The 20,683-nt window shown below is 34.6% G+C and carries 20 protein-coding genes; 9 read left to right on the top strand and 11 right to left on the bottom strand.

The features are described 5' to 3' along the window. Positions 1-252 precede the first annotated feature (252 nt). Positions 253-1,059 (top strand): helix-turn-helix domain-containing protein, encoded by an 807-nt coding sequence (locus tag ACTJJ9_RS24325; RefSeq protein ID WP_145580708.1) that lies wholly within the window; start codon positions 253-255, stop codon positions 1,057-1,059. A 114-nt stretch (positions 1,060-1,173) separates the two neighbouring features. On the opposite strand, the gene ACTJJ9_RS24320 is transcribed toward ACTJJ9_RS24325, so the two are convergent. Then, positions 1,174-2,352, bottom strand: a complete 1,179-nt coding sequence (locus ACTJJ9_RS24320; RefSeq protein ID WP_095298718.1) for a glycosyl hydrolase family 28-related protein — start codon at positions 2,350-2,352, stop codon at positions 1,174-1,176. A 360-nt stretch (positions 2,353-2,712) separates the two neighbouring features. Here ACTJJ9_RS24320 and ACTJJ9_RS24315 point away from each other — a divergent pair, with 360 nt between their 5' ends. From ACTJJ9_RS24315 to ACTJJ9_RS24305, 3 genes are all read left to right on the top strand, one after another. Next, entirely contained in the window at positions 2,713-3,285 is a 573-nt protein-coding gene (locus tag ACTJJ9_RS24315) for a TetR/AcrR family transcriptional regulator (protein ID WP_145580709.1), read from the top strand. Positions 3,286-3,510: 225 nt separating this feature from the next. Next, positions 3,511-4,452, top strand: coding sequence for an SDR family NAD(P)-dependent oxidoreductase (locus ACTJJ9_RS24310; protein ID WP_145580710.1), 942 nt, complete (start codon positions 3,511-3,513; stop codon positions 4,450-4,452). A gap of 145 nt (positions 4,453-4,597) precedes the next feature. Continuing rightward, a complete protein-coding gene (locus ACTJJ9_RS24305) occupies positions 4,598-5,308 on the top strand; it encodes a YesL family protein (protein WP_174879412.1) in 711 nt (236 codons plus the stop codon). A 199-nt stretch (positions 5,309-5,507) separates the two neighbouring features. Here ACTJJ9_RS24305 and ACTJJ9_RS24300 read toward each other — a convergent pair whose 3' ends face one another. The 3 genes from ACTJJ9_RS24300 to ACTJJ9_RS24290 all read right to left on the bottom strand — a co-directional run bounded on the left by ACTJJ9_RS24300 (position 5,508) and on the right by ACTJJ9_RS24290 (position 6,488). Continuing rightward, positions 5,508-5,687 carry a hypothetical protein gene (locus ACTJJ9_RS24300; protein WP_174879411.1) on the bottom strand — a complete coding sequence of 60 codons (180 nt, stop codon included), beginning with the start codon at positions 5,685-5,687 and terminating at the stop codon, positions 5,508-5,510. Between the two features lie 153 nt (positions 5,688-5,840). Continuing rightward, entirely contained in the window at positions 5,841-6,026 is a 186-nt protein-coding gene (locus ACTJJ9_RS24295) for a hypothetical protein (RefSeq protein WP_095298727.1), read from the bottom strand. Between the two features lie 237 nt (positions 6,027-6,263). After that, positions 6,264-6,488 carry a hypothetical protein gene (locus tag ACTJJ9_RS24290; protein WP_095298729.1) on the bottom strand — a complete coding sequence of 75 codons (225 nt, stop codon included), beginning with the start codon at positions 6,486-6,488 and terminating at the stop codon, positions 6,264-6,266. Between the two features lie 827 nt (positions 6,489-7,315). Between ACTJJ9_RS24290 and ACTJJ9_RS24285 the strand changes: the two genes are divergently transcribed. Next, positions 7,316-10,456 (top strand): glycoside hydrolase family 2 TIM barrel-domain containing protein, encoded by a 3,141-nt coding sequence (locus tag ACTJJ9_RS24285; protein ID WP_145580713.1) that lies wholly within the window; start codon positions 7,316-7,318, stop codon positions 10,454-10,456. Between the two features lie 94 nt (positions 10,457-10,550). Here the strand turns inward: ACTJJ9_RS24285 and ACTJJ9_RS24280 are convergent, their stop codons facing one another. From ACTJJ9_RS24280 to ACTJJ9_RS24255, 6 genes are all read right to left on the bottom strand, one after another. Beyond that, positions 10,551-10,907 carry a DUF3221 domain-containing protein gene (locus ACTJJ9_RS24280; RefSeq protein ID WP_145580714.1) on the bottom strand — a complete coding sequence of 119 codons (357 nt, stop codon included), beginning with the start codon at positions 10,905-10,907 and terminating at the stop codon, positions 10,551-10,553. A gap of 272 nt (positions 10,908-11,179) precedes the next feature. After that, positions 11,180-11,845, bottom strand: a complete 666-nt coding sequence (locus ACTJJ9_RS24275) for a DUF2642 domain-containing protein (protein ID WP_145580715.1) — start codon at positions 11,843-11,845, stop codon at positions 11,180-11,182. 15 nt (positions 11,846-11,860) lie between these two features. Then, a complete protein-coding gene (locus tag ACTJJ9_RS24270) occupies positions 11,861-13,222 on the bottom strand; it encodes an arsenic transporter (protein WP_145580716.1) in 1,362 nt (453 codons plus the stop codon). Beyond that, positions 13,215-13,373 carry a hypothetical protein gene (locus ACTJJ9_RS24265; protein WP_440768965.1) on the bottom strand — a complete coding sequence of 53 codons (159 nt, stop codon included), beginning with the start codon at positions 13,371-13,373 and terminating at the stop codon, positions 13,215-13,217. The genes ACTJJ9_RS24270 and ACTJJ9_RS24265 overlap by 8 nt, the downstream gene beginning before the upstream one ends. A 162-nt stretch (positions 13,374-13,535) precedes the next feature. Then, positions 13,536-14,684 (bottom strand): hypothetical protein, encoded by a 1,149-nt coding sequence (locus ACTJJ9_RS24260; protein WP_145580717.1) that lies wholly within the window; start codon positions 14,682-14,684, stop codon positions 13,536-13,538. Positions 14,685-15,103: 419 nt separating this feature from the next. Next, positions 15,104-15,895 carry an HAD family hydrolase gene (locus ACTJJ9_RS24255; RefSeq protein ID WP_145580718.1) on the bottom strand — a complete coding sequence of 264 codons (792 nt, stop codon included), beginning with the start codon at positions 15,893-15,895 and terminating at the stop codon, positions 15,104-15,106. Between the two features lie 379 nt (positions 15,896-16,274). On the opposite strand from ACTJJ9_RS24255, the gene ACTJJ9_RS24250 reads away from it, so the two are divergent. After that, a complete protein-coding gene (locus ACTJJ9_RS24250; protein WP_095299943.1) occupies positions 16,275-16,475 on the top strand; it encodes a cold-shock protein in 201 nt (66 codons plus the stop codon). Positions 16,476-16,788: 313 nt separating this feature from the next. Here ACTJJ9_RS24250 and ACTJJ9_RS24245 read toward each other — a convergent pair whose 3' ends face one another. Then, positions 16,789-18,459 (bottom strand): ribonuclease J, encoded by a 1,671-nt coding sequence (locus tag ACTJJ9_RS24245; RefSeq protein WP_440768964.1) that lies wholly within the window; start codon positions 18,457-18,459, stop codon positions 16,789-16,791. Between the two features lie 251 nt (positions 18,460-18,710). Here ACTJJ9_RS24245 and ACTJJ9_RS24240 point away from each other — a divergent pair, with 251 nt between their 5' ends. From ACTJJ9_RS24240 to ACTJJ9_RS24230, 3 genes are all read left to right on the top strand, one after another. Beyond that, positions 18,711-19,109 carry a hypothetical protein gene (locus tag ACTJJ9_RS24240; RefSeq protein ID WP_145580720.1) on the top strand — a complete coding sequence of 133 codons (399 nt, stop codon included), beginning with the start codon at positions 18,711-18,713 and terminating at the stop codon, positions 19,107-19,109. Positions 19,110-19,666: 557 nt separating this feature from the next. Then, positions 19,667-19,804: a paeninodin family lasso peptide gene (locus tag ACTJJ9_RS24235; protein ID WP_145580721.1), complete on the top strand. Its 138-nt coding sequence runs from the start codon at positions 19,667-19,669 to the stop codon at positions 19,802-19,804. Between the two features lie 58 nt (positions 19,805-19,862). Next, positions 19,863-20,498, top strand: a complete 636-nt coding sequence (locus ACTJJ9_RS24230) for a hypothetical protein (protein WP_145580722.1) — start codon at positions 19,863-19,865, stop codon at positions 20,496-20,498. Positions 20,499-20,683 lie beyond the last annotated feature (185 nt).

Genomic DNA, 20,683 nt, shown 5'->3' with positions numbered 1-20,683 from the left:
GTCTGGCCAGTAGAAGTAGTACACGTGGGGAACCGTTCAGAAGCCCTTTAGGGTTTGGTCAGTAACAAAGGCTTTCAGCCGCAGAGAAAACCACCCGTTATCACGGGTGGTTTTTATTTTAAAATTTTTTCATTTTCGACGCTACTCCCGTTATGCTTACTCCCTATATATACAATGAAAACCATTTGAAACGAGAAATAGTGAGCCAAAAGGTTTTTATTTTATCTAAACAATTAAGGGGAGTAAGGAAAAATGGAAAAATTCAATTACGAGTTATTACAATCGTATCAATCATTTAACACGATCGAAGAAATGGACCAGGCTGTCCGCGGCTTTTTGTACAAGCATAAGGAGGAATTGTCAGAAGGGACGATATCTGTTCTTACACAAATTTGGCGACATTCTGTTAAGGTAATCGGTGTTTCCTTTGCCCGAAATGATTATTTAGCAGAGCAAGCAAACGTTAGCCGCCGCACTGTCATTCGCGCCTTGAATGTCTTGATGGAGAAAGGACTTATTAAAAAAATTCCAACAGCAAGAAAGACAGGCAAACAGGGGGTTAACATCCTTATCATCCAGCCATTTGATACAATCGAAGCATTAAAAAATACGATGTCACACCATGATGACACACCAGAAGTCACAGCTAATAAAACAGAGAATAAGCAAAGCTCACTCTGTGAGAAAAGATCGATAAAGCCTTATAACGTAAAGGAACTGGAAGAGCCGACAGCTGATCAACTTGATGTGAGCTTTTTACCAGAATCTATTCCTCAAGAATTTGTAATTGCTGCAAAACCGTTTTTCAACGCAATCGGAATTTATGAGCTATGGAAAAGAGTGCTACTCGTATATCGTAAAATGAAACTAAAGAAAGACCTAGAAGCTGTTATTGATCGCGTCATCTATGCCTTTAAGCAAACGGTATTTGCTAAAAAACGCGGGAAGATTAACTCGACGATTGAAGGATACTTTTACACAATTCTTTATTCGGAGCTCATTGTCGAAAAACGGAGAGAGATGAAGCATGATTATTATGATTTTTTGGCTTCCGTGTAAAAAGGTACCGTTAGAGAATGAAAAAAGTTTCAAGAATAGAATAGGGTACTTCCTAATTTTAGAAAGCACCCATTTGAATGATGAATAGTGGCATTCACCTTATCCGTGATTTTGTTAATTAATCTTTACGTTTCCTTGGATGATGTTCGTGCTACCAGCTTCATTGCTTACTAGAGTTCCATCTGTTTTTATTCTATTGTTTAAAACTTCATTAGATAGTGAAGCTCCAGTTAATCGAATTCCAGGATTCCGATAGCCGGAATATGTGATAATTTCGTTATTGACCAGTTTATTATAGCTACCTGGTGCAATCCTAACGACAGATTCAGGATTTAACGTACGATCATTTTGTTGAATACTGTTTTGTGAAACTGTATTGTTATCAGCTTGAATAAGAATCCCATGGATGTTTGAGTCAATCACAGTGTTTCCAGTGATCGTATTGTGGTGTGCACCTGATAAGATAAAGATGCCTCTTGGATATTTTTCAATTACATTATTTGTAACCGTATTATAGGCACCACCATTCGGAATTCGTATTCCACCATAGCTATCCTGCTGTTGCCGGCTATTAATAATTCGATTATTAGATACTGTTGTATACGTTGCACGAGATAAATTAATGCCACTACCACCTGTTGAATTTGTTATTTCATTGTTTGTGATCGAAACATTCGTAAATTCACCGACTGGGTAATTCTCATCACCTGTTGCAATGGAATGGCCACTTGTTCTGTCAAATTTACTATTCTTTATCGCGGAATTTTGCATTCTTCTTAGTATTGCGCCATTTGTCGTATCTCTTATTTCAATTCTATCCAACGTTAAATCGGTGATTTTTTTGTCAATCAACATCCCGCCAATTTGGCTCAGACCTTTAGCAGCGCGATTTGTCCGATCTCCATCAAATGTAAGATCAGAAACGGTAACATTTAATTCAATTGAATTGGACGGTAGCACTGGGTTACCAACTATGTAGCTTCCTGCTGATTCCATTTTCTTAATAATTGTTCGGCCCATACCTGCCCCTACGATGTTTACACCTTTATAAAAACGAAGCTCTTCAGCAACGTAATACGTACCTGCTGGAATATAAACGGTTCCCTCGACCCCACGATCATAAAAGTAACGCATTGCGGAATGTAGGGCATTTGTTTGCGACGCTTGAACACCAGGTCTTGCACCAAAATCTGCTGCGTTTACCGTTTCTTCTGCATGTGCATGTGGTAAGACGTATACCAATGAAAGGAAAAATACAACTAGGAGCATACAACCATATTTCAACATTTTCATTTCTTCAAGTCTCCTTTTTAGATATTTGATTGCATTTTGGGGAAAGTGTAATATGTTCTCATGAGGTAAGGAAAAAAGATGTATCAATGTAGCTAAAACGAAACTTTTAAAACTATATGTCATCACCTACCAATCTTTTAGAATGAATAGCAAGGATAGGTTAACAAAGTTAAAGTTTTCAAGCAATATGTAATTGATACCGTTTACATATATTCGTTTCTTATCAAAAAAACGGTACAAATACATTTGACAAAAGAGTAAATAGGAGATTTTAGCGAAAAAAAACAACATTATTCGCTATTGACTTATTGGTATCTTTTGTTATTATTTAATTGAACAGTGGTTAATAAAGGAGGAGCTATGTCACCTAGAAGAGCAGGGAGCAATGAATTAACTCGAGAGATGATAATGGATGCTGCACGAGATTTATTTGTTCAAAAGGGCTATCAGCATGTGTCGATGAGGCAAATTGCTAAAGAGCTAAATTATAGTCATGGGGCTATTTATTACCATTTTAAAAATAAAGCTGAGCTGTTTTATGCACTTGTTGAGGAACATTTTGACATGCTGGATAAGAAGCTAGAGCAAATTATTCATTTGGAAATGGATAATCATTCAAAGCTCAAGGAAGTATTTATTGGCTATATTGAATTTGGGCTTACTCATCAAAGTCATTATGAAATTATGTTTTTAATTAAAGATGATGAAGTCATAAATTTTATGAATCAAGGCCCAAATATAAGTTATGAAAAATTTGCCCAAAGCGTGTATATGTTAACAGAGAAAAAAGTAACATTACAGGAGATTTGGTCTATCTTTATTTCATTACATGGGTTTGTAACACATTATTTGCAAAATGTGAGCACATTTGAGGATGTTAAAGATTTAGCATATGCTCATGCTGACTTTTTATTAAAAGCTATTTATAACTAAGCCAGGTGGAAGCAACCAGCAAGAATTTTGCTTAGAAAATGGTGCAGGTGAGACTTTTGCGTGTGTTCCTACAGATAAGGCTCACCGCCATCCACGCGGAATGGTTAGCATCTGTAGGAACGAAGAGTCCTCATCACTAGTAAAGGGTAACAGAGTTTACAAAGATAGCTTTTTTTTAAACTTATTTGACCGCTGGTTAATAAACTGATGAAAAGAGGAATTGATATGAAAAAAGCATTAGTATTGGGAGCATCAGGTGGAATGGGGTATTCGATTGTCAATGAATTAACAGATAGAGGAATTGAGGTTGTTGCCTTTGCCAGAAGAAAAGATAGACTTATGCAATTATTTCATCAAAATAACCTTGTTACAGTAAAAGAGGGTGATTTACGAAAGAAGGAGGATGTTATTTCAGCTGCTAAAGGTGCTGATGTTATTTTCCACTCGGCAAATATCCCGTATTCTCAGTGGGAGGAGGATCTTGCACAAATCGTTCGACATATTGTTGAGGCTGCAAAGGTCCAATCAGCAAAGCTTGCTGTTGTTGACAATATATATGCGTATGGTCGAAAACCAAATGAATTGGTTACTGAAAACTCACCGAAAAATCCCCATACAAAAAAGGGGAAAATCAGATTACAGCTTGAACAAATTTATCAAGCCTCTCATGTTCCAACGATTATCGCTCATTTTCCAGACTTTTATGGACCTAATGCGAGCAATACATTACTGCATTATACATTTGAAAAAGTAGTGAAAAATAAGAACACAGGAATAATTGGAAATAAAAACATTGCAAGGGAATTTATATATACGCCAGATGGAGCAAAGGCTATCGTTGAATTAGCGTTAACAGATAAGGCATATAATCAAAATTGGAATATTCCAGGCTATGGGGTCATAACGGGAGAAGAAATTATAACGATATTAAGACAAACGGTTAACTATCATAGGAAGGTTTCGACTGTTACAAAAGCAATGATTCAATTTCTCGGTCTATTTAGCAAGGATATGCGGGAGGTAGTCGAGATGTTTTATTTAAACGAAGAGCCTGTCGTTTTATCAGGAGAAAAGTATGAAAATGAGATTGGAAAGATACCAAAAACACCTTATAAGGAAGGGATTAAGGAAACAATTGAGTATATGAGGAGGAAAAATAACAGGTAAAATGCTCATTTATCCTATCTAGACATGCTCTCATAACTTTCCAAAATCTATCAAACTATAGAAAACTCACTATATGGAAACGCTTTATGCTATAATAGACGTGAAATACTTTTCATGATAAGCATAATGAAAGCGGGATGAAATGATGACAGAAATGATGAGTGGACTAAATCGAGTATTTGAATGGGTCATGAGATTATCCGTGATTAATATATTATGGGTTTTGTTTAATATTCCTATTTGCTATTTGCTATTATCACTTTTACTAGCCGATGATTTATCAGTTGCGTTTACGATAATTTTGACGATTGCTGTTTTATCACCCTTCTTGTTTTTCCCAGCAACGACTGCAATGTTTGGTGTAGTAAGAAAATGGGTAATGGGGGAGACAGATGTTCCTTTAGTAAAATCATATTGGGGTTTTTACAAAGAAAACTATGTAAGAAGCTTATGTGGAGGAATTGTTTTCACATTACTTTGGATAATATGGGGATTTGATTTTTATTATTTTTCACAAGTAAATGTGTTCATTAGTTCTCTATTTTTAGCTGCCGGACTATTTTTAATTCTTTTCACGTTGTCCTTCTTTTCAAACACAGTACATTCGGAATTGACCTTTGTAACAAGTATTAAAAATTCGTTCTTTTTATCGCTTGTTTACCCAATTACGAATATATTAATGCTCATCGGAGTTGCCGTAATTTTATATATTAGCTTAACGATGTTTACGTTTCTTCTTCCGTTTTTTACTGGGACGTTAATTGCGTTAATTTCATTCACTGGGTATTATCAAAAAATGAATAAAATCCTCGCAAATAAAAAAGTGAATCCTGAGGAAAAGCAAGCTGAGCTGTAAGATGAAAGGAACAGTGCCCAAATGAACAGTGGCGCTGTTTTTTTATTTCCTGTTTTCGAAATCTTTGCTTACTTTTTTGTTGTTTTCTTGATTTCGCTATTAGCGGGGGATGATGAGCCAACACGGTGTAAACATCGATGTGTAAGTAGACAAACAAAAAGGATGACAATGATAATCGTCATCCTTAAAGGTAAATGAACTAGTAAGCGTTTCCATAAATAACGCCCTTAAATTTTATTTTTAATTTTGTATGGTCATTTTTCTTCAAATCTTTTTGGATATCTTTAATTCGTTTTACAGCATCTGTCATTCCTGATGCATTAATTTTATGTTCAATTGTTTCATTTCCTGTATCAATTAAAAAAACGAAATGTTTCATATTTAGTCTCTCCTTAGATGATCTTCTATTTGATTCTATTATAGTATAATATACTCATTAAATGAAAGCGTTTTTACAAGATAATTGTGAACATATTGTGAATGCGTTTTCAAAAAGTGATCTTTAGTGAAATAATGGCTTCTAGGAGCGTTATTAAAACAAATAAATTGCAAATGCAATAACGATAGCGATACCTAGAAGAATATAAATCCATGATAAACGTGAAATATTTCCTTTCGTTTGCTCATCATAGTTATGATCACCCTTGCCACCTAACAATAAAGTTCCAATAAGCGCTAAAATCCCAATTAAGATAACGAGAATGATGGCAAATGTCATAATAACCTCCAAAAATAATAATGTCCCAATCTTATTTAAAGCAGTTTTAAAGCTTGAGGTTGATATTCTTACAATGCTGATTAGCAGAAACGTGAGATTTAGCAGGAGAAGAACGTGTATAAGGAGAACAGCTCTCCTGCAGAAAGCGAATCACATGTAAAGAAATCAGCTTGTAAGTTTAACAGAAGGCACAAACTAGATATAAATAAAAGTAAAATCCTCCGACTGGAAGATTTATTAAAGGATATTAGATTTGTTGGATGAATCTTCAATTTTCATTTGTTCAAGCTCAAGTCTCATTTTTTCTGTTTCCAATTTAAAGTTTTCATGCTTAAGTTTTTCTAATTCTAGCTCTTCCTTAATCATTTTATGCTTTCTTTTTGATTGGCTCTCCAAATGGCTAGTAATAATCGCAATGATTGGAATAGAAAAAACTAAAATAACTGCAACAAGGCCAGTCAATTTCAATCACCCTCACTTTTTTTTGTAGGCGTTGTTAATCTTTGTTGTTAATTTCTTTCTTTCGCGGGCTGTCACGGAGCCTTCGCGGTGTTAGTGCGTGTCGGATCACCCTTTGACACGCCTCTCCTTAAGGTGTCTCACGTATCTCTTCATTAATCAAGGGACTAAAAAAATCAACAACTAGCTTTACAACACCTTTTTGTAAAAAGTACATTATTAGATACTCTTTATTTTATCAGAATTATTTAACAAAATCTCGTTATCATGATAACAATTGCTAATAATTGTATATACGATTAAAACCTGTGAAAGGTTTCCTTTTTTTATATTTCGGCTGTTAAATTTGGTTGTTTATATTCGCATTAGGTATTGATGTCTTGAGTTCCTCCTCGGTGTCAGGCATGTTGGTTCTCCCTTTGATACCGATCCATGTCTTTTGCTCCAATCACCAAATTGTTAAAGAGCCTTAATATATGATAGAAAATATATGTGTTCTTCTTGTATGGGGTAAGCTCACAAATAGTAGTTAGCAAGAGAGACGCTCAAATTCTACCTATTTCCCATTTCACTATGTAGTATTCCATTTTTACGGATATTAGTAATAAATAAACGAGAAGGGGGTTTTTGTTAATAGCAAAATTACGGCCATTAACATGATTTACTGAGGCTTTCTTTTTCTTCGCAAAGAGGGGAATTCCCCTTCTAATAGGAGGTTTAACTGTAAAATATGGTATAATCATACAGAGTAATATTGTAATATAGTTTCAATGTACTAGGTTTTCAAATTGTTCCTAAAAAAGAATCTACTAAAAGTGAGGAATCGTTCGATGCTTAAACAGTTAAAGAAGTTCGAGTACACACCACCAAGTAATGGATATCCTGAATGGAACAACAACCCAGAGATTTTTCAAATTAATCGAGTGGAAGCACATGCAACATTAATGCCGTACAATACGATTAAAGAAGCACTAGCAGGGAACAAACAGCAATCAAGCTTTTTCCAATCATTAAATGGAATGTGGAAATTTTCGTTTGTAGAAAGTCCAGATAAAAGAAATCGCTCCTTTTACGAAAGGGATTTTGATTGTAGTGAATGGGAAGAAATTGCCGTTCCTTCACATTGGCAGCTACAGGGCTACGATTACCCACAGTACACTAATGTAAGGTATCCTTGGGAAGGAAAAGAGGAGATAAAGGCACCATTTGCTCCAACAAAGTATAATCCTGTTGGCCAATATGTTCGCACCTTTACGATTAGTAAAGATTGGAAAGATAAGCCTGTCTATCTCAGCTTACAAGGTGTTGAATCGGCTTTTTATGTTTGGATAAATGGTGATTTTGTCGGGTACAGCGAAGATACGTTTACACCCGCGGAATTTGATATTACCCCATATTTAATTGATGGAGAAAATAAAGTAGCGGTTGAAGTATACAGGTGGTGTGATGGCAGCTGGCTTGAGGATCAAGATTTTTGGCGGTTAAGTGGGATTTTTCGAGATGTTTATTTATATTCCACCCCAGATTTACATATATTTGATTATTTTGTTCAAACAAATTTAGATGAAAACTATCAGGATGCGGAACTAACGATAAGTGCGAAACTAGTTAATTATTTTGCACAAAATCATGGTGTTGTTACACTTGAGGCTATTCTTTATGATCAAGAAAATGTAAGCGTATTAAAAAATAAGCTTGAAACAAAAATTGAAAGCAATGGGCAACCGCATCTTGAGGCAACTCTCTCCACATTTGTCGATAGCCCATTAAAATGGAGTGCAGAACAGCCTAATTTATATACACTTGTATTAGTATTAAAAGATAATGCTGGACAGATTATTGAAACCGAAAGCTGTAAAATTGGTTTTCGTACGTTTGAAATAAAGGATGGATTAATGAAAATCAATGGGAAGCGCATCGTCTTTAAAGGTGTGAACCGTCATGAATTTGCTGCAGAAAGAGGAAGAGCGATAACGTATGATGATATGGTTCATGATATAAAATTGATGAAGCAGCATAATATTAATGCTGTTCGAACTTCTCATTATCCGAATCATCCGCTTTGGTATGAGCTATGTGATCAATATGGCTTATACGTAATAGATGAGACGAACTTAGAAACACACGGTTCCTGGACATACGGACAAGTTGGCGAGGGAACTGCGCTTCCGGGAAGTAAGCGTGAATGGACAGAAAATGTTCTGGACCGATGCAATTCAATGTTTCAACGAGACAAAAACCATCCATCAGTCGTCATTTGGTCACTTGGAAATGAATCCTTTGGTGGCGATAATTTTCTAAAAATGTATGAATTTCTTAAAGAAAAGGATCCGACAAGAATTATTCATTATGAGGGAGTCTACCATTATCGGGCAACAGAGGCAGCATCAGATATTGAAAGCACGATGTACATTGCCCCAAACGAGGTCGAGGCTTACGCAAAACAAGCACAAAATACGAAAAGGAAGCCTTATATTCTTTGTGAATACAGCCATGCAATGGGAAACTCCTGTGGAAATCTCTCAAAGTATACAGAGTTATTTGATCGGTATCCGATTTTACAAGGTGGGTTTATTTGGGATTGGAAGGATCAAGCACTTAAAACATATACAGAGGATGGCACTCCATTTTTAGCATATGGCGGTGATTTTGGTGATACACCGAATGATGGAAATTTCTCAGGAAATGGTTTAATTTTTGCAGACGGAACGATTTCCCCGAAATTATATGAAGTGAAAAAATGCTATCAAAATATAAGCTTTCAAGCTATCGATGTAAAAGAAGGCGTCATTGAGGTAACAAATAAGTATTTATTTACAAATTTAAATCAATTTTGGTTAAGCTGGGAATTCATGAAAAATGGGGAATTGATTGAAAGTGGCTTGCAAAATATTGATGTTGCTCCTGAAACGTCTAAAATTGTTAGAATTGACTATTTGACACCCTCTACAGATATTATTGGTGAAGAATGTCTGTTGAATTTGGCTTTTCTTCTTAAGGAAGACACATTGTGGGCAGAGGAAGGACATGAAATAGCGTTCGAGCAATTTGGTTTACCAAAGGATGGAGTAAGAATTATCAATATTGAACGTCATGTCCCAGTTCTTGAAGTAAAGGATGAGACAGATTCATTATTAGTAAAGAGTGAGCAGTTTACGGTTAGCTTTAATAAAGAAACAGGAAGCATTGAATCATACGAATATGAGGATGTCGACCTTATAAAGTCAGCGCTAATACCGAACTTTTGGCGAGCGATGACTGATAACGATCGTGGGAATAGGCTAAATGAAAGAAGTGCAACATGGAGAAAGGCAGGAGTAAAACGACGATTAACAAGCTTTACGTATCATATTACAGATTATGCTGCAACGATTTCTACCGAATATATGCTCCCTACTTCGACTCCGTCCTTCTGTAACATTACGTATACAATTACAGGCGAGGGCAAAATCGAAATCCATCAAAATTTGATTCCAGGTGAGGGATTGCCAGAAATTCCTGAAATAGGTGTCATGCTCTCAATGGATAAGACATTTGATACGATCACATGGTATGGGAAAGGTCCGTTTGAAACCTACTGGGATCGGGCAACTGGAGCAAAAATTGATATTTATAGTGGGAAAGTAGTTGACCAATTCGTCCCATACTTAAAACCACAGGAATGTGGAAATAAAACAGAGGTTAGATGGACGACATTATTAAATGCAGATGGAATTGGCTTCAAGATTACCGGAAAGCCAACCTTTGAAATCAATGCTCTTCCATACACTCCTTTTGAATTAGAAGAGGCTTCTCATTGCTATAAGCTACCGGAAACAAATAAAGTTGTTGTAAGAATCAATCATAAGCAAATGGGAGTTGGCGGAGATGACAGCTGGGGACAGAAAACACACCCAGAATACACACTTTATGCAAATCGTACGTATTCCCACACATTTGTAATCGAAGGGATAAAAGTACCTCGGGTGTAATTGGAAAATAAATATTGGAACAAATAGAAAAGGCATTGTTTGTAGCAATGCCTATTTATTTGAAATTTTTAAATAATAAGAATGTATAAATCAATTATTTATCGACTATCTTTTCATACTTCAATACCTTTGTTTTCGGAGGATAAGACTCTCTAATATAATCATACCAGATTGTGATTTTATCTCCAGAATGAATACTACTGTTCAAATTATAAAGCTGGATAATGTCCTTAAATTCTTTTTTCACTTGTTCTAAATCATAATTTGATAAATCAGGAGGTGATGTTACATTAAGAATTAACCACTTTCCTTCAATTCCTGAATAAACGACTCCGCTCATTGTTCGATTATCATTAGGTTTCTCTAGTTCAGATATCATTTCAGAAGTGTTATTTGAACTACATCCAAGCAAAAGTAGCATTATAGTCGTTATAACAATTATGTATTTCACACTTATTCACCTGCTCTTTTTTTTGTTATTTTTTTAAAAGTTTATGAAAGTGTTACTACATATAAATAAAAATTGAAAGGATGGGAAATTACAACTATCTTACTCCAAGTTTCGTAATGGAAAGGTTGCCCCCACATTCATATGTGGGGTCTCTCCCGAAGCTTACCTACCTGTTATAAAATTATAACCATGCTTCTACTAGATAAAATAGAAATCATTCTGCCGCTATGAACAGCCCTTCAGAGGAAAAGTTTCAAAATATATATAATGGGTTAATTTGGAAGGTGCACTGTTTTAATATGCTTTGGATTTACATATGTTATTTCTTCTCTAGCTGTTACCAATTCTATCATATGATTTCCTATGCTGCGGATTTGACCAATTTTCCTTACATCATCATATAGGTCAAAAATAGCAATGTTCCCTACCATTTTTTTGATTTGAGCATCAAATGAACGGGCAAGTGATAAAGTAGAAGGAAGTGCTGAAAATTTTGCTTTGTCTAAAGCATAAGGAACTTGATTCGTTTGATAGGGGATTAGATATTTTATATGTTGCATTGATACATATAGTGTCTGATAAGTGGGTGAATGGAATACAAAATAATCATTCATTATATTTGAAATGTATCCGTGGATAGTTTTGTTGCTAACACAAATCTCTGAAAAGATACCCTTGGCATTTAACAAGACTTTTCTAAAAGATAAGGTATCGAATTCAGTCTCTAATGGAGTTATCTCTTGGTTTTCAAGTGTTAACATTTCTTCCTGATTTAAATATAAACTATGAACATGTGCTAGTGGGATATAAAGGTAATCTTTACCGTTAAATAACACGAAGACATCAGTACCGACATCAATTAATTTTCCCTTTATCTCTGATAGTCCAGATACTTTTAAATCTACGTTTTTTCCAATAAATGAGTGTAAATTTATCATGTTTTTTGCCTCCTCTTAAAAAAATAACCACTCATTCCATAAATATAAAGCAAATAAAGTGACCATTAAGATGATCGGAATTACTAGAATTGTTAATTTTAAATACTCTCTCCATGAAATGTGAATATGATTATTACGCAATATAAAAAACCAAATGAGGGTGGCGAGCGTACCCATAGGTGATATGAGAGAACCAATATCACTACCAATAATACCTGCTAAATATGCAAGCTGTAACGATTGACTACTCAAATCCATTTCTAAAAATGATAGTGTCCCGATCATAACTGCAGGTAGATTATTAAAAAGATTTGAAAGAATAGTTAATAAAATTCCAGAAAGTACAACTGTATTAAATAGGTTTGACTTCATTGCAGCCCCTAAAAGGTCTACAATGATTGATGTAACGCCAACATTGTGGAGTCCATAGACTAATACATACATACTGAATGCAAATAGCAATACATGCCATGGTGTCTTCTTTATAATATCTAGACCGACTACTCCCTGTTTTTTCCAACGAAGTAAAATAAGTAAAACAGCACCAATTACTGCAATAAGTTCAAGTGGGATACCTAATGGAGTAAGGATGAAAAAACCTGCCCTCGTTAATATAACAATAATGAGGCATATTCGAAATGTGGACCAATCTATTTCGAACTTTTCAATATCTATGTCAGCTAAAGGGTGTTGAGCCATGCCTTTTAAGGAGGGAGATGTTTGAAATGGTTGAATGTTTGTTGGTATTTTTACTGGAATTTCTTTTTTATAAAAGAGAAACATTAAGAGTGTCATACATACTATTCCAAACATAGAGGGTACAAACATCATAGCTACATAACTATTTAAATCTAAATTAACTACTTTTAAAGAAATTAGATTTGCGATATTGCTAACTGCTATTGGCGCACTTGCTGCGGTTGCTATTAATGCTCCAGAAAATAAAAACGGTATCTTTTGATGAGGTTTAAATTTTAATAGAGTTATAATATGAATGATTATAGGGGTTGTAATCAAAATACTACCATCATTATTAAAAAATAAAGTAGTTAAGAAGCATAGCAAAATAATGTAAAGGTATAAAACCTTTCCCGAACCCTTCGATTTATTTACAAGGTTATATGCAACCCACCGAAAAAAGCCAATGCTTTCTAGTACAATAGACATAATAATTGTTGAAATGATTGTTATTGAAGCACCACTAACCAAATTGAAAATTTCTAACACATCTGATAGAGGTACAATTCCTGAAATTAATACAATAGCTGCTCCAATTGTCGTTGGTATCGTTTCATTAATTCCTCGCGGTTTCCACACAATAAAGGAAATTGTTAAAACAAAGAGAAACAACATAAATGTTGTTTGGAATTCAAGCATTATGTTTCACTCCATTTGAGTATGTTGAATTAGGCACTTTTATTTTTGGGATATTGTTTATCTCGCTCTCCTTTTTTACTAATGACTGTGGAATAATTAACTGATAAAATAATAATCCGGAAATTGCCAAAAATAATGAAAATAACATCATATATCACCCCTTTACATAGATTGGTTGGTGTGTCACAAAAGGGTCTCTTCAATCTTAAGATATTTAACATATAAGATAATTGATTGAAGAGCTTGACCCTCTGGTTTAAAAAAATTCCATTAAAATTTAGATTCATATAATAACAAGATGTAAAGCTGGAATTTATAAAGAATTTTTCTTGATATTAATTGAATCAGTTAGGTTTTGATTAAGCGAATTCATTAGAAGATAGTAAAGAGCAGTTTTTTTATCACTATTGTTTTTATTATCTTTACTACTACTTTTCCCTTTATTATCTTTTCCGTTTTTCTCTTTATTTTTGTCATTTTGGTCCTTACTCTTACCATTTCTGTCATTTTGTTTACTGTTATTCTTGTTGTTTTTCTCTTTTTCGCTAGAGTCTTTGTTATTATTTTTGTTTTGTGTATCACCGTTATTCTTTTGGTTGCTTTGGTTATTATCTTTAGAATCCGTTGAATTTGATTGCTCTTTATTGTCTGATTTATTTGTATCATCTTTTTTGCTGTTTTCTTGTTTATTCTTATCATGTTTTGAAGTATTGCTTACATTGTGAATATGATAATTTGCAATTCTAAAGACTTTTTCATGGTGGATTACTGTCGTATAATCGTTTGTAACTTCTGCAAGGACACCCTCAACACTTTCAGGGCCACCTCTATTTATCGTTACCCATCTGTGCTTATATTGATTTAATAAATCTTTAAAGTACTGTGCTGATATTATAGGTACATCAAATGTCAAAGCCTTAACAGAAGAATTAGCTTCTTCTTTCTTTTTATTTGAAGAATTAGTGGAAGATTTTTTACTTGTTGTTGAACTAGAGGAACCTTCTTTCTTATTATTTGAGGAATCCTCAGATTCAACTATACTGATACTCTTTATATGGTGAATTTGAAAGAAAATAATTCCTTCATTTTCAGTTTGTAAAGTTAAAAAGTCCTCATGCAAATTTACTAATATTCCAATTAAAGATTCGGGTCCACCACGATTAATTTGCACCTGTTTCGTAACCATTTGACGTAATAAGCTATTAAAAGATTTATCTTTTAGAGCTTTATTTTTTATTTTTTTGTTTACAGATAATTGTGATTGAGATCTTGTATCTTCGACGATTGTTTTAGAATGCATCGTTTGGTAGTAAATGATCTCATTTTCTTCAGTAACAAGAGTTAAAAAGTCAGCATTTACATTTAGTAGTATTCCTTCTTTAGATTCAGGTCCTCCTTTAAATACTCGAACTTTTCTGCCTATTAAAGGTAATAAATAAGATGTACTCTCAACATGCTCCATAGACGGATTCCTCCCTATTGTTTTCACTATAATTATGTTTGTAATGTAAGTATATGTGGAAGGGTACATTCTGGTATAAACAGGAAACCATTTTGCGAAAATTCCATTATTTGCTTAGAAGTGTCATGGAGACGGTAGAAATCAAAGATGAAGGATTAAGAGGAAGAATTACATGAAAATGATGGTAATATGTGCTCCAATTTTGTAACTAATTAATGTTCTAATTTCTATGAAGGGTTTGAAATCAGGATTAATTCGTATTTTAAATATATATAAATAATATTAGGCAAAAAAGGGCTGTCATTTGTGACAACCCCTTCTAAAACCTTCTAATAGAAAAAATAGGAAGCGTCTTTTCTTAATATGTGGCATTTTAATCTGACCATATGGATTACTATTTCAAACTAAATAAAAGAAAGTTAATCAATTAATTTAAGCAACTTTAACCCGTTATATACTCCAGAATCAGTTACTTTTGTCGTTTTATGCTTTGCGTATTGAAAAAGCTCAGGATGACCGTTTCCCATTGCAAAGCCTTCTCCTACCGTGCTGAGCATTTCCTTATCATTCATGCCATCGCCAAAGGCAATTGCTGCTTCTTTCGGAATTTGCAAATGCTCAAGAATATGGCTGACGGCAACTCCTTTGTTCACCGTATCACGGATGACATCATAGCAATGACGTAAACCATCGACATTAACTTGTGATAAATGAATTGTAGGATCTGCCTTTTCATATAGCTTTGGATCTTGTTCAGTTAAATTGATTAAAGTAATCCCAAGAATATGAGTAACAACCTCAGGTGTGAATTGTTCATTAAAGTGTAAATGGAATGCTTCTAGAAAATCTTTTACAGCAGGACTATCGAGGTCTGGGAAAATATTTTTTTCACGAGTATAAAGCACAAGCTCGTGACCATTGTTTTTGGCAATTTCAAGATAGCTTTCAACCGTCTTAGGGTTCATAGGAGAGTTGAAAATTTCTTCGCCTTTATGAATCGCAAAGGCACCGTTATATCCAATAAATGAATCGATATTTAATTCCTCAGCAATATGAGATATTTCATGCAATGGTCTGCCTGTTGCAAGGAAAACCTCAAGGCCTTTTTCCTTTACTTCAGCAATTGCTTGCTTTGTCGATTGTTCAATTGTATCGTCAGGTCTCAAAATTGTTCCATCAATGTCTAAAAATAAAATGTTGTAGTTTGTCATTATTATCTCCAAATTTAATATAGTTTTATTTCGCTATGTTAAAGATTATTTTTGATTAGTGCGGTGGCGCGAGATATGCTGGAGAAGCCATGGGCTTAAGCTGAAGAGGCTTCCTAACTTCCCGCAGAAAAAGAATGCCTGATGCGGAAATCACCAACAATGTTTAACATAGCGTTTTATTTAAATATTCTTACAATCAATCATTAAAATTTTAACATAATTTTTCCTATTTGTGAAAATCGTTCCTCCTACAAAATAGCGTTATACCGCATGAAAAAATTATTTTTTGATTTTTATGTTTAAGAATGGGGTGGAAGGACATAATAATAATCGAAATTATCATCAAACGTGTTTTGATTGATTTAGGAGGAAATTGTTAATGGCACAAGGTAGAGTAAAATGGTTTAATTCAGAAAAAGGTTTTGGATTTATTGAAGTTGAAGGTGGAGAAGATGTATTTGTACATTTCTCTTCAATTCAAGGAGAAGGTTACAAAAGCTTAGAGGAAGGTCAAGAGGTTTCCTTTGATATCGAGCAAGGAAACAGAGGCCCGCAAGCTGCTAACGTTCAAAAAATATAAAACCATACAAATAAACCATAAAAACATGGATGACACTTTTTGTTATCTTTGAAAAGAAAACAGACCCTTTACATTGTTAAAGGGTCTGTTTGTTTTTTTATGGTGGAAAGGTTGATTGGAGTTATGTGTGCGAGACTCCTGCCTTAGTCGTCGGAATGTAAATGAAAATAGTCTTGTTTTTTTATGAAAAGGTGGAGGATGGCTCAAAAACAAAGGTTTAGACCCCTCTAACACATATATAAACTAATGATGGGATTAGTTTACTATATATCGGTGTTTGTGAAGGGTTCTAAACCTTTTGAGTCAGTCCTCATTAAATTTCAATGATTACCGGTAATATCATAGGCTTTCTTTTCGTTTGGGCGTACAAATATTGTCCTAATTCCTTCTTAATATTTTGCTTAATGACATTCCATTGCTGGACATTTTCATTTTGTAATTCATTTACTGTATTTTTTACTAGGTGATTTACATCCTTTAATAGCTTCTCAGAATCGCGGACATATACGAAGCCCCTCGTAATTGTGTCAGGACCGGAAAGTATTTTTCTTTCGGTCTTACTTAACGTAATGACGACAATAATCATTCCATCCTCTGAAAGCTGCTTGCGGTCTCGTAAAACTGTACCGCCGATATCACCTACACCGACGCCATCAACATATGTATCTCCCGCTGGTACTTTTCTCGTTTGAACGGCTTCGTTATCTTTAATATCAACAACATCACCATTTGAGATAATGAAAGTATTTCCTTCCTCAACTCCAACAGATTCAGCTAATTGACGATGCTGATGAAGCATGCGATATTCACCATGAATTGGAATGAAATAGGTTGGCTTCATTAATGTAAGCATAAGCTTTAAATCCTCTTGATAGCCATGCCCTGATACATGCATCCTTGTAGAGCTACCAGATCCATAGATCACCTTTGCACCGAGAGAAAAGAAGCTGTCAATAATTCGTGAAACATTTCGTTCATTTCCCGGTATCGGTGAAGCAGCAAAAATGATCGTATCATCCGGCAAAATATCAACATCGCGAAATTTACCTGTCGATAGACGTGCAAGTGCTGCCATCGGCTCACCTTGACTACCTGTGCATAGTATGGCAACTTGCTCAGGTGCAAGGGTGTTAATTTCATGTGGTTCAATTAACATCCCCTCTGGAATTTGCAAGTAGCCGCGTTCAACCGCAACATCAACAACATTAACCATGCTTCTACCGAGTAAGGCAAGCTTTCGATTTGTTTTTATCGCTGCGTTAACGACCTGTTGGACGCGATTAATATTTGAAGCAAAGGTCGAAATAACGACTTTACGCTTTGCCTTCATGAACGCTTCCTCAACATGATCTCCTACGATTTGCTCTGAAGGGGTCAAGCCGGCACGCTCCGCATTTGTACTTTCTGATAATAAAACTAAAACACCTTGTTTGCCGATTTCAGCCATTTTATGAATATCAGAATACTGATTATTAACAGGGGTTAAATCAAACTTGAAATCGCCTGTATGTACGACATTTCCCTCAGGTGTATGAAACACGATCCCTAGGCAATCGGGGATGCTATGATTTGTTTTAAAAAAGCTTACTTGAACCTCACCGAACGTAAGTGTTGAATCAGAGTTGATTTGATTGAGCTCTGTATCTCTAAGAAGCTTATGCTCAGATAATTTTAATTCAATCAATCCTAAAGTGAAGCGGGTTGCATAAATTGGGATGTTTAACTTTTTTAAGAAATAAGGGATACCGCCAATATGATCCTCATGTCCATGTGTAACAAGCAATGCGGGAATTTTATCTTTATTCTCTTCCAAGTAGGTAATGTCAGGGATGATTAAATCAATTCCTAATAAACTTTCATCGGGAAACTTAGAACCGCAATCAATGATTAAAATATCGTTATCATATTGAACAACATACATGTTTTTGCCAATTTCATTTACGCCACCTAAAGCAAAAATAGATAAATTACCTTTTGTGCTCACATGATTTCCTCCTACCATGTCATATTAAGTTGTATTATTCCCATAGATGGTTGGAAAAAAACGTCATTTGTTATTAGGCTGAAAAATACTTTGCTATGGAATGAAAATAGTTGCTACATGGTAATAAGGAGGGGATTTTAAGCAATTGCCAAGTTATTCGCAGCCTAGGTAATTTTTCGTCGACCTTATGAATAGGTTGTTTTATAGGGGATGAGTGACTTTTTTTAAAAAAACGAATAGGGGGATAGAACATGAAGCTCGTAGATAAATTGAAGGCTTTTATCGTTGATCAAGATACGATACCTAAAACCATTCATATTCATCCAGACGCATTGAAGGAGCTAGAGGATGAAAAATTTGTGTATATTTTAAATAAAACAAAGGAAAACCCTGTAAAAAGATTTATGGGAATTGAATTGATTCCATCAGAAACGGTTACAGATTTCACAGTTGCAGAGGATGACCAACAAAATGAACGGTGGGTCGTCAAAAAGGAAGTAAAAAAGATTAAAGAAAAATACATAAAAAAAGACAGCACAGCTGAAATCACAAAAGACATGAGCCTACTCTTCGCCTACCTCGGCTACCTAGAAAGAGAACTCGAAGACAAAACAAACTACATAAAATACCTCCGCCAAACAAAAGAATAGGGGGACAGTCCCCAATTTGTACTTTTGCGCCCCATTTTCAGGGGATAAAATATGTTCCTCACACTTAATCGGTACTATATGTTGTGGTTTTGATTTGTGGATAACTATATATTGTATTCAAAAAACACTTTGGGGACTGTCCCCAAAGTGTTTTTATCGGACTGGCACTTTTATTTAAGATATAAAAAAATTACAGGAGCTTCATTAAGTGATGAATGTAAACAACTAAATTTGTGATATTCTTCACAAGCACTTCCTCTTTATTTATCATAAAATAATGGAGCAATTCATCGCTTTTTCTGAGGAAAAAGGTCATGAATACTTTTTTTTCCTAACATAAATAATGCTTATTCACTAGTAATAGATGTGACTAATGATTCTTGAATTTTTTTCAAAAGGATCTGTTTACTTTAAGAGATTAAGATGTTAAGATATAGCAAATGTTCTTTATGAAGAACACAAGTATCCTCTATGGTGGACTGTATGAAAATGAAAAGAGATAATCATATGGCCATTATATTCTTTATAAAACGGTACCATTAAAGGAGGGGAGTAGTATGAAGGAAAGTTGGAGTACACCTAAACTAGAAGTGTTGGATGTTAACATGACAATGAAATTCTGGCCTCCCGATAAGCCGCCTGGTGGTGGTGATGATCATAATCCTGGATTTCCAGGAGACGTTTTAGATAGTTAACAGGAAAGGGTCAGTCCCCCAAAGTACAAAGGGGGACAAGTTTTTAGGAGGGTTTCCCTTGTTTGAAATTGTAAGTACCCGTAAACAGCAAAAGGAATTTGAATTAACGTGGGAGTATTATTGTAAGAAATATGGCTGGGTGAATGATCCGTACGCTAAAAATGGAGTAAGGTATATAATAACGACACCAAAGTCATTTATTAAAAAAAGAAAAGTCATTGGTACGATTGAATTTATTCCGTATCATCCAAATAACCCTGATAGCACAGTCCAAAAGGGTGCTGATTTTTCACAATATAAAGAGATTTATCACCATCAAAACGAAGTATGGGAAATTGATAAGCTTTGCCTTCATGAAGATTATCAACGTAAAGGATATTTTCATTTATTTTTTCATATTTTTCTTGAACATGTAAAAAAGTATAACCCAATGTATTATATTGCATTAATGGAAAACAGATTTTATCGAATGATGCGGATATCGTATGGCTTCAGAATCAAGCAGAAAGAAAAGCCATTGGTCGGTCCAAATGGAATGAGTCTTGTTCCGATTGCAGTTGATGTTAGGGAAATAAGGAAAGATGAAAAAAAAATGGAAGAGCTGCTTCGTTTACAGCTGCCGGATTTATACAAGACTAGTCAGAAGAAACAAGGTTATTGCTATATTTTTATAAAAAAATTCGTGAAGTTTTAAATTCCGCCCATTAAGTTTGGATGAGCGGAATTTTTGTATTTCTTACAAAAAAGACAGTGTCTACAAAGAGGCCACTGAAAAAGTCTCTATATCTTTAATAAAGCGAAGGCTTCCTCGATATTATGAGGAAGCCTTCGCTCTTTTCATTTATAATAGATATATAAACTCTAGGTGGTGTTCGCATG

It is taken from the genome of Metabacillus sp. 22489 (assembly GCF_052044855.1).
GTDB lineage: Bacteria > Bacillota > Bacilli > Bacillales > Bacillaceae > Metabacillus > Metabacillus niabensis.
Note: the sequence above shows the minus strand (reverse complement) of the source record. Positions and strands in the feature narration are given on the sequence as shown.

Bases quoted from the DNA above. Each gene is read 5' to 3' on its own strand.
- ACTJJ9_RS24285 (WP_145580713.1), top strand. From the start codon at position 7,316: ATGCTTAAACAGTTAAAGAAGTTCGAGTACACACCACCAAGTAATGGA.
- ACTJJ9_RS24260 (WP_145580717.1), bottom strand. From the start codon at position 14,684: ATGGAGCATGTTGAGAGTACATCTTATTTATTACCTTTAATAGGCAGA.
- ACTJJ9_RS24240 (WP_145580720.1), top strand. From the start codon at position 18,711: ATGAAGCTCGTAGATAAATTGAAGGCTTTTATCGTTGATCAAGATACG.
- ACTJJ9_RS24295 (WP_095298727.1), bottom strand. From the start codon at position 6,026: ATGACATTTGCCATCATTCTCGTTATCTTAATTGGGATTTTAGCGCTT.
- ACTJJ9_RS24265 (WP_440768965.1), bottom strand. From the start codon at position 13,373: ATGATGTTATTTTCATTATTTTTGGCAATTTCCGGATTATTATTTTAT.
- ACTJJ9_RS24320 (WP_095298718.1), bottom strand. From the start codon at position 2,352: ATGAAAATGTTGAAATATGGTTGTATGCTCCTAGTTGTATTTTTCCTT.
- ACTJJ9_RS24315 (WP_145580709.1), top strand. From the start codon at position 2,713: ATGTCACCTAGAAGAGCAGGGAGCAATGAATTAACTCGAGAGATGATA.
- ACTJJ9_RS24275 (WP_145580715.1), bottom strand. From the start codon at position 11,845: ATGATAAATTTACACTCATTTATTGGAAAAAACGTAGATTTAAAAGTA.
- ACTJJ9_RS24325 (WP_145580708.1), top strand. From the start codon at position 253: ATGGAAAAATTCAATTACGAGTTATTACAATCGTATCAATCATTTAAC.
- ACTJJ9_RS24235 (WP_145580721.1), top strand. From the start codon at position 19,667: ATGAAGGAAAGTTGGAGTACACCTAAACTAGAAGTGTTGGATGTTAAC.
- ACTJJ9_RS24250 (WP_095299943.1), top strand. From the start codon at position 16,275: ATGGCACAAGGTAGAGTAAAATGGTTTAATTCAGAAAAAGGTTTTGGA.
- ACTJJ9_RS24300 (WP_174879411.1), bottom strand. From the start codon at position 5,687: ATGAAACATTTCGTTTTTTTAATTGATACAGGAAATGAAACAATTGAA.
- ACTJJ9_RS24310 (WP_145580710.1), top strand. From the start codon at position 3,511: ATGAAAAAAGCATTAGTATTGGGAGCATCAGGTGGAATGGGGTATTCG.
- ACTJJ9_RS24305 (WP_174879412.1), top strand. From the start codon at position 4,598: ATGACAGAAATGATGAGTGGACTAAATCGAGTATTTGAATGGGTCATG.
- ACTJJ9_RS24270 (WP_145580716.1), bottom strand. From the start codon at position 13,222: ATGCTTGAATTCCAAACAACATTTATGTTGTTTCTCTTTGTTTTAACA.
- ACTJJ9_RS24255 (WP_145580718.1), bottom strand. From the start codon at position 15,895: ATGACAAACTACAACATTTTATTTTTAGACATTGATGGAACAATTTTG.